This is a genomic window from Nocardioides sp. JCM 18998, assembly GCF_055391535.1.
Map to the genome: position 1 here is coordinate 1133714 of NZ_AP043886.1, position 15774 is coordinate 1149487.

The 15774-nt window shown below is 72.0% G+C and carries 14 protein-coding genes and 1 tRNA gene; 6 read left to right on the forward strand and 9 right to left on the reverse strand.

The features are described 5' to 3' along the window. Positions 1–9 precede the first annotated feature (9 nt). The 4 genes from ACZ5L9_RS05425 (at position 10) to ACZ5L9_RS05440 (ending at position 3193) form a co-directional block, all read left to right on the forward strand. Complete coding sequence (locus tag ACZ5L9_RS05425) at positions 10–396, forward strand: phage holin family protein (protein WP_464534684.1); 387 nt, start codon at positions 10–12, stop codon at positions 394–396. Further along, positions 396–887: a low molecular weight protein-tyrosine-phosphatase gene (locus ACZ5L9_RS05430; RefSeq protein ID WP_464534686.1), complete on the forward strand. Its 492-nt coding sequence runs from the start codon at positions 396–398 to the stop codon at positions 885–887. The genes ACZ5L9_RS05425 and ACZ5L9_RS05430 overlap by 1 nt, the downstream gene beginning before the upstream one ends. Next, on the forward strand, positions 884–1741 hold the full coding sequence (locus ACZ5L9_RS05435) for a fructosamine kinase family protein (protein ID WP_464534688.1): 858 nt from the start codon (positions 884–886) through the stop codon (positions 1739–1741). The genes ACZ5L9_RS05430 and ACZ5L9_RS05435 overlap by 4 nt, the downstream gene beginning before the upstream one ends. Before the next feature lie 117 nt (positions 1742–1858). After that, positions 1859–3193, forward strand: coding sequence for a calcium-binding protein (locus tag ACZ5L9_RS05440; protein WP_464534690.1), 1335 nt, complete (start codon positions 1859–1861; stop codon positions 3191–3193). A 7-nt stretch (positions 3194–3200) separates the two neighbouring features. On the opposite strand, the gene ACZ5L9_RS05445 is transcribed toward ACZ5L9_RS05440, so the two are convergent. Next, positions 3201–4745: an EAL domain-containing protein gene (locus tag ACZ5L9_RS05445; protein ID WP_464534692.1), complete on the reverse strand. Its 1545-nt coding sequence runs from the start codon at positions 4743–4745 to the stop codon at positions 3201–3203. Between the two features lie 139 nt (positions 4746–4884). Between ACZ5L9_RS05445 and cls the strand changes: the two genes are divergently transcribed. After that, a complete protein-coding gene (cls, locus tag ACZ5L9_RS05450) occupies positions 4885–6348 on the forward strand; it encodes a cardiolipin synthase (RefSeq protein ID WP_464534694.1) in 1464 nt (487 codons plus the stop codon). Between the two features lie 70 nt (positions 6349–6418). Further along, on the forward strand, positions 6419–7417 hold the full coding sequence (locus ACZ5L9_RS05455; protein ID WP_464534697.1) for a hypothetical protein: 999 nt from the start codon (positions 6419–6421) through the stop codon (positions 7415–7417). Positions 7418–7481: 64 nt separating this feature from the next. On the opposite strand, the gene ACZ5L9_RS05460 is transcribed toward ACZ5L9_RS05455, so the two are convergent. From ACZ5L9_RS05460 to ACZ5L9_RS05495, 8 genes are all read right to left on the reverse strand, one after another. After that, positions 7482–7569 (reverse strand) — tRNA-Ser (locus ACZ5L9_RS05460). Positions 7570–7621: 52 nt separating this feature from the next. Next, positions 7622–8239: a LutC/YkgG family protein gene (locus ACZ5L9_RS05465; protein WP_464534700.1), complete on the reverse strand. Its 618-nt coding sequence runs from the start codon at positions 8237–8239 to the stop codon at positions 7622–7624. Then, positions 8236–9729 (reverse strand): lactate utilization protein B, encoded by a 1494-nt coding sequence (locus ACZ5L9_RS05470; protein WP_464534703.1) that lies wholly within the window; start codon positions 9727–9729, stop codon positions 8236–8238. Before ACZ5L9_RS05470 ends, ACZ5L9_RS05465 begins: the two co-directional genes overlap by 4 nt. Next, the gene (locus ACZ5L9_RS05475; RefSeq protein ID WP_464534705.1) at positions 9726–10478 is read right to left on the reverse strand and encodes a (Fe-S)-binding protein; all 753 of its coding nucleotides are present in this window, start codon (positions 10476–10478) and stop codon (positions 9726–9728) included. The genes ACZ5L9_RS05470 and ACZ5L9_RS05475 overlap by 4 nt, the downstream gene beginning before the upstream one ends. 5 nt (positions 10479–10483) lie before the next feature. Continuing rightward, a complete protein-coding gene (locus ACZ5L9_RS05480; protein ID WP_464534708.1) occupies positions 10484–11947 on the reverse strand; it encodes a rhamnulokinase in 1464 nt (487 codons plus the stop codon). Between the two features lie 86 nt (positions 11948–12033). Beyond that, positions 12034–14109: a bifunctional aldolase/short-chain dehydrogenase gene (locus ACZ5L9_RS05485; RefSeq protein WP_464534711.1), complete on the reverse strand. Its 2076-nt coding sequence runs from the start codon at positions 14107–14109 to the stop codon at positions 12034–12036. A 4-nt stretch (positions 14110–14113) separates the two neighbouring features. Then, positions 14114–15286, reverse strand: coding sequence for an L-rhamnose isomerase (gene rhaI, locus ACZ5L9_RS05490; protein WP_464534713.1), 1173 nt, complete (start codon positions 15284–15286; stop codon positions 14114–14116). Between the two features lies 1 nt (position 15287). Then, entirely contained in the window at positions 15288–15653 is a 366-nt protein-coding gene (locus ACZ5L9_RS05495; RefSeq protein WP_464534715.1) for an L-rhamnose mutarotase, read from the reverse strand. Positions 15654–15774: the final 121 nt, after the last annotated feature.

The following is a 15774-nucleotide window of genomic DNA, read 5'->3' on the forward strand; positions in this document are numbered from 1 at the left end:
ATCAGGCGTGTGAGGTTCTTGTCCTGGCTCGCCGTCAACGCGGTCGCGCTCGCTGTCGTCCTGTGGCTGATTCCCGGGATCTGGCTGGAGGGCCCGACGAGCGGCATGGACGAGGTGCAGCACAAGATCGTGCCGCTGCTGATCGTCGCGGCGATCTTCGGCCTGGTCTCGGCGGTGGTCAAGCCCATCCTGACGATCCTGAGCATCCCGTTGATCATCCTCACCCTCGGTCTCTTCCTGCTGGTGATCAACGCCGCGATGCTCGGCCTGACCTCATGGCTGCTCGGGCCGACGCGGATCGGCTTCCACGTCGACGGCTTCTGGCCGGCGGTCTGGGGCGGCCTGGTCTTCGCGATCGCCGGCTTCTTCGCCCGCAAGCTCCTGACGGACGATTGATGCTCCCCGCCGCGCGCGTCGAAGACCGGTACGCCATCGCGGCGGTCTGCCTGGGCAACATCTGCCGCAGCCCGATCGCCGAGGTCGTCCTCCGCGCCCGGCTCGACGAGGCGGGCCTGGACACGGTCGAGGTGATCAGCGCCGGCACCGGCGGCTGGCACGTGGACGAGCCGATGGACCGGCGTTCCGCGGCGGTCCTGGGCGAGCACGACTACGACCCGAGCCGGCACCGCGCCCGGCAGTGGGACCCGGCGTGGGCGGAGCGGTACGACCTCGTGCTGGCGATGGACGAGCAGAATCTCGCCGACCTCGGCGGTCCGAGCGCCCGGGTGATGCTGTGGCGCGACCTCGACCCGGCCGGGCCCGGTGAGGTCCCCGACCCGTACTACGGCGGCGCCGACGGCTTCGCGCACGTGCTCGCGATGATCGAGCGGACCGCCGACGTCATCGTCGAGCAGCTGGAGGCCCAGCGGGCGGTGCGGTTGTCGTGACCCGGCTGCCCTCCATCGCCCGTCGTGCCGAGCAGCTGCTCGGCCGGGCCGTGGTGAGCACGGCCCCGGTGGCGGGAGGCGACGTCGCGACGGCCACCAAGCTGCGCCTGGCCGACGGCACCCAGGCGCTGATGAAGACGCTGCCGCACAGCCCCGACACGTTCTTCCCCACCGAGGCGCGGGCGCTGGCCTGGCTCGCCGAGGCCGGGGGCGTACGGACCCCGGAGGTGCTCGCGGCCGAGCAGGACTGTATCGTGCTGCGCTGGGTCGACCCGGGCCGCCCGAGCGCCGAGGCCGCCGCCGAGCTCGGTCAGGACCTCGCGACCACCCACCGCGCCGGGGCCGGCTCCTTCGGGCACGACGAGGACGGGTTCATCGCCCGGCTACCGCTGCCCAACGCGCCCGCACCCACCTGGGCGGAGTTCTTCGTGACCCGGCGGGTGCTGCCCTACCTCAAGCTCGCACACGATCGCGGCAGCCTCGACGAGACCCACGCCGCCACCATCGAGCGGGCCGTCTCGCGGATCGGCGAGCTGGTGCCGGAGGAGCCGCCCGCACGGCTGCACGGTGACCTGTGGACCGGCAACGTGCTCTGGGCGCACGACGGGCACGCGTGGGTGATCGACCCGGCCGCGTACGGCGGCCACCGCGAGATGGACCTCGCCATGCTCGCCCTCTTCGGGCTGCCCCACCTCGAGCGCGTCCAGGAGGCGTACGACGACGCGTACCCGCTCGCTCCCGGCTGGGAGGAGCGGACCGGTCTGCACCAGCTCTTCCCGCTGCTCGTGCACGCCTGCCTGTTCGGCGGCGGGTACGGCGTCCGTGCGGCGCGCGCCGCGGCCCGCTACGCCTGATCGCGGGTTCTGATCCACCACCCACCTCGGTCACAGTCGAACGACAGGCGGACGTGCCAGCGTCGGGTCGCCCCCATCCATGGTCAGCCGTTCTCGGCGCTGACGAAGGGAAGAACCGTGCCCCAATCGCCCCACCTGCCCCGCACCCTGAACCGCACCCTGCTGCGTCGAGCCGCCGTCCCGGCACTCGCCGCCGGCCTGCTCGTCCTGCCGGCGCTCGGCGCCGCGCACGCCGAGGACACCCCGTCCGCGAGCCCCTCGGACACCCCGTCCGCGAGCCCGTCCGCGGCACCGCCCACCGGGCTCCTCTGCAACGGCGTCGCGCCGACGCTGTGGGCGACCGCCGACGGCCAGGTCGTCACCGGCACCGACGGCGACGACATCATCTCCGCCAACGGCTTCCACAACGTCACGCTCGACGGGGCGGGCGGCAACGACGTGATCTGTGGAGCCGTCGCCGCCTCGGGCGCGACCACCGGGAACACACTGGCCGGAGGAGACGGCGACGACACCCTGGTCAGCAGCGGCGCCCGGGAGCGGCTCGTCGGCGGAGCCGGCAACGACCGCCTCTTCGGCACCGTCAACGACGACGTGGACTACAGCGCCGACGGCTACACCTCCGGCGCGGCCGGCATCAGCGTCGACCTGGTCGCCGGCACCGTCACCGGCTCCCGCACGGGCACCGACACGCTCAGCGGCCTGAACCGGGCCAGGATCTTCGGCACGCCCGGCAACGACACGTTCGTGGGCGACCAGGACGACAACTGGTTCGACGGCGGAGCCGGCGCCGACACCGCACGCGGCAACGGCGGCGACGACTGGCTCCACGCGGTCGCGCCGACCTACCTCGACGGCGGGCCCGGCAACGACACCCTCACCGTCGGGTACGGCGGGCGGCTGCGCGGTGGCCCGGGCAACGACCTCCTCGCCGCCGACCCCAACAACACGCTCTCCGGCGCGAGCGCCGACAGCGGAACCGCCGTGACGGGCTACCGGCTCAACGGCGGGCCCGGCAACGACACGTTCAAGCTGAACACCCTCAAGACCGACGCCGCCACCTGGAGTGCCGTCCCGGCGCTGCGCTGGAAGGGCACGATCCTCGGCGGCCAGGGCAGCAACACCGTCGACCTGCGCTGGCTGGGCACCCAGGGCGCCACCGCCTCCATCCTGACGCGACGCGCGACCTGGCCGACCGGCGCCGCGACCATGCTCTCCGTGCAGCGCATCATCGGCACGCCGGGCGACGACCACCTCATCGGCGGTGGTGGCAACGACACGCTGATCGGCATGGCGGGCAACGACGTCCTGCAGGGCCGCAACGGCGCCGACTTCCTCTCGGGCAATGCCGGGAACGACCGGCTGGTCGGCGGGGTGGGCCGCGACCGGGCCAACGGTGGCCAGGACCGGGACGTCTGCCGTACCTCCGAGACGGTGATCCGCTGCGAGGCCTGACTCCGCGTCAGACGAGGTGCGGGACCCGCATCCACTCGACGAGCTCGTCGGCGGTCAGCGGCTGCGCGTAGAGGTAGCCCTGGCCGGCGACGCAGCCGAGCGATCGCAGCCGCTCGGCCTGCTCGGTGGTCTCGATGCCGACGGCCGCCACCGACAGGCCGAGGGCCGTGCCGGCGTGGATGATCGCGGCGAGCGCGGTCCGGTCGGCGTCCTCGGCGAGCAGCGCCCGGTCGATCTTCAACCCGGTCACCGGCAGCTCGGTGAGCCGGGCGAACGAGGTCTCGCCCGCCCCGAAGTGATCGAGGGTGACGTGGATGCCGAGCTCGCGGACGTGCCGGACGGCGGCCGCTCCCTGCGCGCTGTCGAACTGGCCGCTGTGGACCACCTCGATCGTGATCCGGTCCGGGTCGACGCCGTACGCGGGCATCAGGTCCTGGATGCCGATGCGGCGACCCAGCGCGATGTTCTGCGGAGCCACGTTGAGGAACAGCCGCGGCACCGCGACGCCGGCCGCGTCCCAGTCGCCGAGCTGGGCGAAGGCCTTCTCGAAGATGAGTCGGTCGAGCTGCCAGCTCATCCCGATCTCGGCGGCGACCTCGACGAAACGATCGGGGCGGATCGTGCCCAGCACGGGGTCGCGCCAGCGCGCCAGCACCTCGACGCCGAGGAGTGATCCGTCGACCAGGTCGAGCTGCGGCTGGTAGACCACGTTGATGTTGCGCTCGTCGATCGCGGTGCGCAGCGCGCGGCCGACCACGAGCCGCTCGCGGGCCTCGTCGGCGAGGCCGTCGTGGAAGACGATCGGCGACTCGTTGCCCTGCCGCTTGCCCTGCCCCGCGGCCGTCGTCGCCGAGCGCACCAGCGTCGGGACGTCGACCGCCTCGCCGTCGGCGATCGCTACCCCGGCGACGAGGCGGACCGGCTGGGAGCCGTCCCGCAGCGCGACGCCGGGCGCCCGCCCGAGCGCGGCGCCGTCGTGCAGCATGCTCGCCAGGGCGGTCAGCGCGGCCTCGTCGAGCGCCGGGAGGAGCAGCAGCAGGCGCGGGCCGTCGAGGCGGCGCACCACCGCGCCGTACGTCGAGCCGGTCGTGGCGATCCGCGCGGCGGCGTCGGCGACCAGCCGGTCGGCGACCGACGGCGCGATCGCGCTCGCCGCGACGTGATCGACGATCTCGACCACGATGACCGAGCCCGCCAGCTCGTCGGTACGGGTGACGTAGCCGTCGTCGCGCGTCGACTCGTAGTGCGGCAGGCCCGTCACCGGGTCGCGCTCGCGACCGGCGGCCCCCGCATCGCGGATGACGGCCACCCGGGCGGCGTCGACGACCGTGACGCCGACGGTGGCGGCAGGGGATGCGGGGTCGTCGAACCGAGGGAACGCGACCAGGGCGACGATGCACAGCCAACCCGCGAGCAGTGCGACGACCAGGGCCGGGACCGGGACGGCGTAGCCCGCGACGAGACTCCCGATGAGGTAGCCGGCCGTCGCGGCTGCCACGGCGGCCGTGGTCATCACGGTCACGCGTTGGGCACGACTCCGTCGTCGCTGCATGGGGGACTCCTCGGGCGCTGCAGTGGTGTGGGGGTTCTCCTTCTTTCGGCATTCCGCCCCGCGATCTGCGTCGTCCGTGCTAGGTCGCCCGTCCAGAGAATGCCGCCCCCGCGACGCCGATCCCTCTACGCTCATGGCCGTGCACCTGATCGCGCTGCTCGAGGCCTGTCTCCTCGTCCTCGAGGTCGGGCTGCGCCTCTTCGCGCTCGGCGTCATCCCGGGCGGGCGCAAGCCGTCGACCGGGATGGCCTGGCTGCTGCTGATCCTGGTCGAGCCGATCATCGGCTTCGCGATCTTCCTGCTGGTCGGCCGGATCTCGCTGTCGCGCGGACGGATGGAGCGCAAGGGCGCGGCCGTCGCCGTGATGCGCGAGCGGGCCGCCCGGCAGGTCAACGTGATCGACCCGCCCCTGACAGCGGCGATGGACCGGGTCACCGAGCTCAACGAGCGGCTCGGGGCGCTGCCGATCATCGACGGCAACACCGTGGCGATGCGCGAGGGCTACCGCACGGTGATCGAGGAGATCGCCGCGGAGGTCGATCGCGCCACCTCCTACGTGCACATCGAGTTCTACATCGTGACCTGGGACGAGGTGACCGCTCCGCTCTTCGAGGCGATGACGCGGGCGGCGGATCGCGGCGTCGAGGTCCGGCTGCTCTTCGACCACCTCGGATCGCTGCGGGTCACGGGCTACCGGACGTTCGTACGACGGCTCAAGGCGACCGGCATCGACTGGCACCTGATGCTGCCGCTGCAGCCGCTGCGCGGGCGGTGGCGCCGGCCCGACCTGCGCAACCACCGCAAGATCGCGGTCGTCGACGGCCGGATCGGCTGGACCGGCTCGCTCAACCTGATCGAGCCGGGCTACCACCGGGCGAAGAGCCACCGGCTCGGACGGGAGTGGGTCGAGCTGATGGTGCGCGTCGAGGGTCCGGTGGTCGCGACCCTCAACGCCGTCTTCGCCTCCGACTGGTACGCCGAGACGAGCCGGGCCGTCTCGCACGGGCTGGCGCCGTCGACCGCCGGGGCCGAAGTCGTGAGCCAGCCCGGTGAGGTCGCCTGCCAGGTGGTGCCGTCCGGTCCGGGCCTGGCGGTCGAGAACAACCTGCGGATGTTCACCGCCCTGCTCTACCTGGCGACCGAGCGGATCTCGATCACCTCGCCGTACTTCGTGCCGGACGAGTCCCTGCTCTACGCCGTCACCACCGCCGCCCAGCGCGGGGTCCCGGTGGAGCTCTTCGTCAGCGAGGACTCCGACCAGTTCATGGTCGGGCGGGCGCAGGCGTCCTACTACCGCGCCCTGCTGGAGGCGGGCGTGCGGATCTACCGCTACCCCTCGCCGAGCATCCTGCACTCGAAGCACTTCACCATCGACTCCGACGTCGCGGTGATCGGCTCCTCGAACATGGACATGCGCTCGTTCGCACTCAACTACGAGATCTCGCTGATGGTGCCGGACCCCACCGTCGTGGCGGCGATGCGCGAGGTGGAGGACCACTACCGGGCGGTCTCGCGCGAGCTCACCCTCGAGGAGTGGCGGCGGCGCTCACCCGGCGCCCGCTACGTCGACAACGTCATGCGCCTCACCGCCGCGCTGCAGTGATCCCTTCGCCCGCGTGGCAGAGCAAGGAACGCGGCAGCCCGGACGTGGCGTCTTCACTATCGTGAGGACCATGACCCGCCGGGTGCGACGTGTGCCCGCCGCCGCTCGAAGAAGACGGTCACTCGCCGTCGGCGCGGCGGGGCTTGTCATCGTCGGCTGCCTGGCGACGTACGCCGCCGGTCACCCGACAGCCGTCTCCGCCTCCGGCCCACCGGTCCCCGCGAGCGCGGCGCCGCGCGGGGAGGACGCCGCGCACCAGGCCGCCGCGACCTCGGAGGCGCAGCGGCTCGTGACCTGGGTCGACCTCCCCGCAGCACACCCGGCCGCATCGGCACCCGCCGCCATCCTCCACGAGCCGACGTCCAGGCCGATGTCGAGCGACATCGAGCACCAGATCCATCGCACCGCGTTCTGGATCGTGCCGAACAGAGACGCCATCGGGCTCAGCGCCGATCTGAGATCCCGCACCCCGCCGATCGCCGACGCCGCGGCCGGCACGGGCAGGGAGAGCGAGCCCGATCCACTCCATCCAGGATCCAGGATCAGCGCCACGAGCATCATGTGGCTGGCCGGCGAGGAGAGCACCGCGGCGACGGACGCCTATGCGATGCCGGAGCTCGACGTCACGTTCTTCCAGGACGGCGAGGCGGTCGACGTGCGGGCGGACGCCTGGGTCTCCTGGCGCCCGGCCCGCCCGATATCCACCGACGTCGACGCCGACGAGGTGTCGTCCGTACGGGTCACGTACCGCCCCGACAGCGGGACCACGGACCCGGGCGGCTCCGTGGTGGTCTCCGACCCGCAGGAGATCGCCGAGCTGAGCAGCCTGGTCAACGGTCTTAGCGTGCTTCCGCCCGGCGGAGTGCGGAGTTGTCCCGTCATCGTCGGCCGGTCAGCAACGGCGACGCTCGCCTTCGCCTCGGCCGGAGTCACCCAGCAGTTCACCTGGGCCCCATGCCCGGGATCGGTCACGACCTCAGCGACGAACGCCGACCACATCGCCTTCGAACCCGGTGACTTCGTCTCGACCGTCCGACGGCTGGCCGAGCGCGGCGGCGGAGCGCGTTGACGCCGCCTTCCGTACGCCGAAATGCAACGGAGCCCGGTCCTTCGCAGGACCGGGCTCCGTCGACTGGCGGTGGCGGAGGGATTTGAACCCTCGGTAGGTTTCCCTACACAGCATTTCGAGTGCTGCACCATCGGCCGCTCGGACACGCCACCGAGAGGAACGTTAGCGGAGGCCCCACGTCGCCACGAAATCGGCTCGGGCCTGCTACGACTCCACGATCACGACGACGAGGTTGCGGGGGCCGTGGACGCCCTCGACCCGGCTGAGCTCGATGTCGCTGGTCGCCGACGGGCCACTGATCCAGGTCAGCGGCCGGCCCTCGAGGACGGCCTGGCGGAGCAGGGTGACGGCGTCCGGCACGTCCAGCACGACCTGGTCGGAGCGCACGACGCAGATGTGCGTGTCCGGCACCAGCGTGATCGCGCGGCGGCCCTGGTCGGGGCCGTGGTCGAGCACGATCGTGCCGGTCTCGGCGATGCCGACCGCGGACGCGGTGACGACCGCGTCGATCCGGTCGAGCTGCGCTGCGGTGAGCCCGCCGTCGTCCACCACGATGCCCGTCCCGCTCAGCCCGAGCGAGCCGTGGAGTCCCGGCGGAAGCAGCGCGGACGCCCCCTCCGGGAGCGCATCCCGGATCGTGGCCGGCAGCCCGTCAGGTGTCGTACGGACGACGAGCGCCCGATAGTCGGCGACCCGCTCCTCGAAGAGCCCGACGACGTCCTCGACGGCGCTCCGGCGCGGCGCGACCGGGGGCGCCGGCACGTCGGTCACATCGGTCAAGGCCGCGCGCACGCGGCCGAGGATCTCGTCGCGCGCGCTCATCGCCCGTCCTTCTTCGTGCTCTCGTCCCGGCCGCCGTCCGTCCGCTTCCACCACGCTCGGAACGACTCGTCCGGCGCCGACGGCAGATCACGCGCCGATGTCCACTTGGCCGCGCCGAAGCGGCCGGCGACTCGCAGACCGGCCTTGGTGAACCGCTCGCCGAAGCCGAGCCGCCGGCTGTCCGAGAGCGCCACCGCGGCACCCTTGAAGGCGATGCCCTCGAGCGTGGGCACCCGGGCCGCGCGGTGCGCGTCGACCACCTTCGCGCGCTGGTCCACCAGCACCGAGGGGATGTCGATCCGCACCGGACAGGCCTCGAAGCAGGCCCCGCACAGCGACGAGGCGTAGGGCAAGGAGTCGACCTGCTCGTCGGTGCCGATGCCCTTGAGCAGCGGGTTGAGGATGGCGCCGATCGGACCGGGATAGACCGACCCGTACGCGTGCCCGCCGGTGCGCTCGTAGACCGGGCAGACGTTGAGGCACGCCGAGCAGCGGATGCAGCGCAGCGCCTGTCGCCCGACCTGGTCGGCCAGGGCGCGGGTGCGGCCGTTGTCGAGCAGGACGACGTGCACCTCCTGCGGCCCGTCGCCGGGGGTCACGCCGGACCACGTCGAGGTGTACGGGTTCATCCGCTCGCCGGTCGAGGAGCGGGGCAGCAGCCGCAGCAGCGGGTCCAGCTCGTCCCAGGTGGAGACGACCTTCTCGATCCCGACCACGGAGATCAGCACCTCGGGCAGGGTCAGGCACATCCGGCCGTTGCCCTCCGACTCCACCACCACCAGCGTGCCGGTCTCGGCGACGGCGAAGTTGGCCCCCGAGACCCCGACGCGGGCGCGCAGGAACTTCTCCCGCAGGTGCTCGCGCGCCGCCGCGGCGAGGACGGCGGGCTCGTCCGTCAGGTCCTCGGGTGCCGGCCGGCCGACCTTCTTCATCGCGCGCAGGAAGATCTCGCGGACCTCGGCCCGGTTGCGGTGGATCGCCGGCACCAGGATGTGGGAGGGCAGGTCGTCGCCGAGCTGCACGATGAGCTCGGCCAGGTCGGTCTCCCAGGCGGCGATGCCGGCCTCGGCGAGCGCCTCGTTGAGCCCGATCTCCTGGGTGACCATCGACTTGACCTTGACCACCTCGTCGACCCGGTGGCGCTGCGCGATCTCGGTGACGATCCGGTTGGCCTCCTCGGCGTCGCGGGCCCAGTGCACGCTGGCGCCGTTGGCCGTCAGGGTCTCCTCGAGGCGGACGAGCTGGGTCTCGAGGTCGAGGAGGGCGGCCTCCTTCACGCCCGCGCCGGCGAGCCGCAGCTCCTCCCACGAGGAGACCTCGTTGACCTCGTCGACGAGCCGGGCCCGCTTGGCCCGGATGGTGCCGGTGGCATGGGCGAGGTTGTGCCGCAGCTGGGTGTTCGCCAGCGCCTCGCGCGCCGCCACCGGGAACGTCGGCATCCCCACGAACGTCGCACTCATCGACGTGCGCGCTTCGCTGCGCTCGCTCATCGGGTCTCCCCCCACGGCTCGGCCTCGGTGGAGGCGAGGATCTCGGCCAGATGCACGGGGCGTACGCCGGCGCGCTGGCGCGTCATCAGGCCTCCGATGTGGGTCAGGCAGGAGTTGTCGCCGGCGGTGAGGACCTCCGCACCCGTGCCGCAGACGCTGCGCACCTTGTCGGTGCCCATCGCGATCGAGGTGTCGGCGTTCTTCACCGCGAACGTGCCGCCGAAGCCGCAGCACTGGTCGGCGCCGGGCAGCTCCAGCAGCGTCAGGCCCCGAACCCCCTCCAACAGCCGCAACGGCCGCTCCCCCACGCCGAGCATCCGCAGCGAGTGACAGGTCGGGTGGTAGGTGACGGTGTGCGGGTAGTAGGCGCCGACGTCGGTCACGCCGAGCACGTCGACGAGGAACTCGGAGAGCTCGTAGACCCGCGGCGCGACCTCCCCGACCGCCCGCTCCAGGCCCGCGTCACCCGAGCGCCGAGCGACCAGGGCGTGCTGGTGGCGGGCCGAGCCCGCACAGGATCCCGAGGGCGTGACGATCGCGTCGTAGCCGGCGAAGGCGTCGACGAACGTACGGACCACCGGGACCGCCTCGTCCAGGTAGCCGGTGTTGACCATCGGCTGCGCACAGCAGGTCTGGGCCGCCGGGAAGTCGACGTCGACCCCGAGCCGGCGCAGCAGTGCCACGACCGCCTGCCCGGTGCGCGGATAGAGGGCGTCGTTGATGCACGTGACCATGAGGGCGACCCGCATACGGCTCATCCTTCCTCGCCCGAGAAGGGCGTGCGCAGGCGCGCCTCGGCGCCCGCCCAGTCGAGGCCGGCGCGGGGCTCGTAGCGGACGAGGTCGTGGGTGCGACGGACCAGCGCCCGCATCGCGCCGAGGTCGGGCAGGTCGCTGTGTCCGTCGAGCCGGCCCAGGGCGCGGGCCTGCACCAGCGCGTTGCCGAGCGCCGCGGCCTCGGAGGGCCCGGCGAGCACCGGCAGCCCGCAGGCGTCGGCGGTGAGCCCGCACAGCAGCGCATTCTGGGAGCCGCCGCCGACGACGTGGACGACGTCGACCTCGTGGCCGGACAGGTCGACCGCGCGCCGGACGTTGCGCCGGTAGGCGAGAGCGAGGCTGTCCAGGATCGTGCGGACGACCTGGGCCGGGGTCTGCGGGAGCGGCTCGCCGGCGGCGCCCGCGAGGGCGCCCAGCCGGGCCGGCATCGGGTCGGAGGTGCTCGCCGGGGCGAGCAGGGTGGCATCGTCGATGTCGACGACCGTGCGCAGCGGGTCGGCCTGCGCGGCCTCGGCGAGCAGCGCCTGCAGATCGGCCGGGCGCCCCTCCGCGGCCCAGACCCGCAGCGTCTCGGAGAGGACCCACAGGCCCATCACGTTCTTGAGGAAGCGGATGGTGCCGTCGACGCCGCCCTCGTTGGTGAAGTTCGCCAGCCGCGCGGCCTCGGTCAGCACCGGGGCGTCGAGCTCGAGGCCGACCAGCGACCAGGTGCCCGAGGAGATGTAGGCGAACCGCTCCTCCCCCGGCGATGGCACGGCCGGCACGCCGACGACCGCGGAGGCGGTGTCGTGCGAGCCGACGGCGATCACGGGAACGTCCTCGACGCCGATCGCGTCGGCGACCGACGGGAGCACCGGACCGATCACCGAGCCGGGGTCGCGCAGCGGCGCCAGGATGCCGGCGGGCAGGCCGAGCCTCGTGGCCAGGTCGACCGACCACTCCCGCGTACGGGCGTCGTAGAGCCCGGTCGTGGAGGCGTTGGTCCGCTCCGCGCCGAGCTCGCCGGTGAGCCAGTAGGACAGCAGGTCGGGCAGCAGCAGCAGCGTCGCCGCCGATGCGAGCGCCGCGGTGCCGCGGGCGGCGACGAGCTGGAAGACCGTGTTGAACGGCAGCTCCTGGAGGCCGGCGACGGCGTACATCGAGGAGGCGGAGACCCGCGCATAGACCCTCTCCGGGACGCCCGTGGTGCGGGCATCCCGGTGCGAGTACGGGCTGCCGAGCAGCTCGCCGTCGCGATCGAGCAGGCCGTAGTCGACCGCCCACGCGTCGATGCCGATCCCGTCCAGCGGCCCGGTGTCGGCCACCTTCCGGATCCCGGCGAGGATCTCGCGGTGCAGGCCGACGACGTCCCACACCAGCGCGCCGCGGACGGGGACGCCGCCGTTCGCGAAGCGATGCACCTCCTCCAGCTCGAGCCGGTCCGGGCCGACGACGGCAGCCATGACGCGACCGCTGGTCGCGCCGAGGTCGACCGCCGCGACCCGAACGGTTCTCGAGGCTGGCTCCGCTCGCACCTCAACCATCGGACTCATCGCAGGAAGGCAGCCGCCACGCCAGCGTCGACCGGGATGTGCAGGCCGGTGGTGTGGCTGAGCTCGGCCGAGCAGAGCACGAAGACGGCGTTGGCGATGTTCTCCGGCAGCACCTCACGCTTGAGGATGGTGCGCTGCGCGTAGAACTTGCCGAGGTCCTTCTCCTCCACGCCGTAGACGGCGGCACGGTTGGCGCCCCAGCCCGACGCGAAGATGCCGGAGCCCGCGACGACGCCGTCGGGGTTGACCCCGTTGACCTTGATGCCGTGCTCACCAAGCTCGGCGGCCAGCAGGCGCACCTGGTGGGCCTGATCGGCCTTGGCGGCGCCGTACGCGACGTTGTTCGGCCCGGCGAAGATCGAGTTCTTCGAGGAGATGTAGACGATGTCGCCGCCCAGCTGCTGCTCGATCATCACCTTGGCGGTGGCCTGGGAGACCAGGAAGGAGCCCTTGGCCATCACGTCGTGCTGCAGGTCCCAGTCCTTCTCGGTGGTCTCCAGCAGCGAGCGCGAGAGCGAGAGGCCGGCGTTGTTGACGACGAGGTCGAGACCGCCGAAGGCGAGCACGGCGGCGTCGACGGCGGCACGTACGGCATCGGCGTCCGACACGTCGACCTGGACGCCGACCGCGACGTCGGCCCCGCCCCCGACGATCTGCCCGATCTCGGCGGCGGCGGCCTGGGCCTTCTCCAGGGAGAGGTCGGCGATGACGACGCAGGCGCCCTCGGCGGCGAGCTTCTCGGCGGTGGCCTTGCCGATGCCGGAGGCCGCACCGGTGACGAGCGCGATCCGGGTGGCGAGCGGCTTCGGCTTCGGCATCCGCTGGAGCTTGGCCTCCTCGAGCGCCCAGTACTCGATCCGGAACTTCTCCGCCTCGTCGATCGGCGCGTACGTCGAGAGCCCCTCGGCACCGCGCATCACGTTGATCGCGTTGACGTAGAACTCACCGGCCACGCGGGCGGTCTGCTTGTCCTTGCCGAAGCTGAACATGCCGACGCCCGGGACCAGCACGATGAGCGGGTCCTTGCCTCGGATCGCCGGCCACTCGGTGGTCGAGCCCGTCGAGACCGCGTTGCGGTCGTAGTAGCCCTGGTAGTCCTCGCGGTAGGCCACCGCGAGCTCCTGGAGCCGGGCGATGGACTCCTCGACCGAGGCGCTCGAGGGCAGGTCGAGCACGAGCGGCTTGACCTTGGTCCGCAGGAAGTGGTCGGGGCAGCTGGTGCCGAGGGCCCCCAGGCGCGGGTGCTCCTCGTGTGCGAGGAAGTGCAGCACGACATCGGAGTCGGTGAAGTGGCCGACCATCGGCCGGTCGGCCGAGGCGATGCCGCGGATGGTTGGGGCCAGGGCGGCAGCCTTCGCCCGACGCTCGGCCTCCGGCAGGGCGCCGTATCCCTCCAGCGCGGGACCGAACGGCTCGGCCTTGCTGTGCTCGGCGATGTAGGCGGCGGCGGTGTCGATGATCCACAGCGAGTTGGCCTCGGCCTCGGCGCTCGTGTCGCCCCAGGCGGTGATGCCGTGGCCACCGAGGATGCAGCCGATCGCCTGCGGGTTCCTCTCCTTGATCGCGGCGATGTCCAGTCCGAGCTGGAAGCCCGGGCGGCGCCACGGCACCCAGACGACCTTGTCGCCGAAGATCTTCTCGGTCAGGGCCTCGCCGTCGGCGGCGGTCGCGATCGCGATGCCGGAGTCGGGGTGCAGGTGGTCGACGTGGGCCGCGTCGACCAGGCCGTGCATGGCGGTGTCGATCGAGGGAGCCGCGCCGCCCTTGCCGTGCAGGCAGTAGTCGAACGCCGCGACCATCTCGTCCTCGCGCTCGATGCCCGGGTAGACGTCGACCAGCGCGCGCATCCGGTCCAGTCGGAGCACCGCGAGACCGGACTCCTTGAGGGTGCCCAGGTCGCCGCCGGAGCCCTTGACCCAGACCAGCTCGACGGGCTCACCGGTGACCGGGTCGGTCTCGGTGCCCTTGGCTGAGGTGTTGCCGCCCGCGTAGTTGGTGTTCTTCGGGTCGGCGCCCAGACGGTTGGAGCGAGCGATCAGCTCGGCTGCCGTGTTGGTGGGGGTGCTGCTCATCGCGTCAGTTCCATCCTGCCTGCGTACCGCCGACGCGGTCCGCCTCGATCTGTTCCTGGTAGCCGCTGGCGAGGTAGGCCCGCATCGGATCGGCGGGCAGCCCTCGCTCCTCACGCCAGGCGGCGAGCAGCGGGCGGACGTCGGTGGAGAAGGCGTCCATGAAGATCTCGTTGGCCAGCAGGACGTCGCCGTCCTGCTGGGCCGCACTCAGGGCGTCGCGGTCGAGCAGCAGCGCCCGTGCCGTCATCTCCTGCACGTTGAGGACCGACCGGATCTGTCCGGGGATCTTCTTCTCGATGTTGTGGCACTGGTCGAGCATGAAGGCCACCGGACTGCCCGGCTCGAACGCGCCGCCACGGGCGCACTCGACCAGGATCCGGAAGAGCTGGAAGGGGTCCGCTGCCCCGACGATCAGGTCGTCGTCGGCGTAGAACCGGCTGTTGAAGTCGAAGGAGCCGAGCCGGCCGAGCCGGAGCAGCTGCGCCACGATGAACTCGATGTTGGTTCCCGGCGCGTGGTGACCGGTGTCGAGGCAGACCAGCGCCTTGTCGCCGAGGGCCGCCACCTGCACGTACGACGTGCCCCAGTCCGGGACGTCGGTGTGGTAGAACGCCGGCTCGAAGAACTTGTACTCGAGCACCAGGCGCTGGTCCTCGCCGAGCCGGTCGTAGATCGTGGCGAGCGAGTCGGCGAGCCGGTCCTGCCGGCTGCGGATGTCGGCCTGGCCCGGGTAGTTCGAGCCGTCGGCGAGCCAGATCTTCAGGTCCCGCGAGCCGGTGGCGTCCATGACGTCGATGCACGCCAGGTGGTGCTCGATCGCCTGCTGCCGGACGGCCTTGTCGTGGTGCGTCAGGGAGCCGAGCTTGTAGACGTCGTCCTGGAAGGTGTTGGAGTTGACCGTGCCGAGCCCGATGCCGAGGTCCTCGGCGTAGGCACGCAGCGCGGCGTAGTCGTCCACCTTGTCCCACGGGATGTGCAGCGCGACCGTGGGGGCCAGCCCGGTGAAGCGGTGGACGGTGGCCGCGTCGGCGATCTTCTCCCGGACGGTACGGGGGGTGCCCGGGCTGCCGAAGACCTTGAACCGGGTGCCCGAGTTCCCGTACGCCCACGACGGGACCTCGATGGCCTGCGCCGCCAGGAGGGGCGCGATCTTGTCGAACTGTGCTCGCTGGTTCATCTCACTTCGCTTCTGTCGTGTTCTGGCCGGAGTCGATCCCTGCAAGCTGGTCCTCGAGGTGGAAGATCTCCTCGAGCTGCAGGAAGCCGACGTCCGGGGCGATGCCTTCAAGGTCCTCGAAGAGCTCCGCCATCTCTGCCTGCCACCGGTCGTTGACCTCGCGTCGTGCCATCGCGGCCCGGGCCTCCTCGAGTGAGGGCGTCTCGAGGTAGCCGATCAGCAGGCCGTCCGGGCGCAGGAAGAGCGAGTAGTTGTGCCAGCCGGTCTCGTGGAGCGCCTGGAGCATGTCCGGCCAGACCGCGGCGTGGCGGCGCTTGTACTCCTCGAGCCGGTCGGGCTTCACCTGGAGCTGGAAACAGACGCGCACGAGGGCTCTTCTTTCGTTGATGAGGTCTCGAGACGGGTCCCGCAGTCCTGCACACGTCCGGGCCTGCGGGACCCTCCTCGACCTGCTCGCCTGGTCCGGCCCTCGCTCGCTCGGGCCGGGG

What these genes read in the sequence shown, in the direction of transcription:
- ACZ5L9_RS05485 (WP_464534711.1), bottom strand. Translation starts at nt 14,109, where the DNA reads ATGAGCAGCACCCCCACCAACACGGCAGCCGAGCTGATCGCTCGCTCC.
- ACZ5L9_RS05480 (WP_464534708.1), bottom strand. Translation starts at nt 11,947, where the DNA reads ATGGCTGCCGTCGTCGGCCCGGACCGGCTCGAGCTGGAGGAGGTGCAT.
- rhaI (WP_464534713.1), bottom strand. Translation starts at nt 15,286, where the DNA reads ATGAACCAGCGAGCACAGTTCGACAAGATCGCGCCCCTCCTGGCGGCG.
- ACZ5L9_RS05465 (WP_464534700.1), bottom strand. Translation starts at nt 8,239, where the DNA reads ATGAGCGCGCGCGACGAGATCCTCGGCCGCGTGCGCGCGGCCTTGACC.
- ACZ5L9_RS05455 (WP_464534697.1), top strand. Translation starts at nt 6,419, where the DNA reads ATGACCCGCCGGGTGCGACGTGTGCCCGCCGCCGCTCGAAGAAGACGG.
- ACZ5L9_RS05430 (WP_464534686.1), top strand. Translation starts at nt 396, where the DNA reads ATGCTCCCCGCCGCGCGCGTCGAAGACCGGTACGCCATCGCGGCGGTC.
- ACZ5L9_RS05475 (WP_464534705.1), bottom strand. Translation starts at nt 10,478, where the DNA reads ATGCGGGTCGCCCTCATGGTCACGTGCATCAACGACGCCCTCTATCCG.
- ACZ5L9_RS05445 (WP_464534692.1), bottom strand. Translation starts at nt 4,745, where the DNA reads ATGCAGCGACGACGGAGTCGTGCCCAACGCGTGACCGTGATGACCACG.
- ACZ5L9_RS05470 (WP_464534703.1), bottom strand. Translation starts at nt 9,729, where the DNA reads ATGAGCGAGCGCAGCGAAGCGCGCACGTCGATGAGTGCGACGTTCGTG.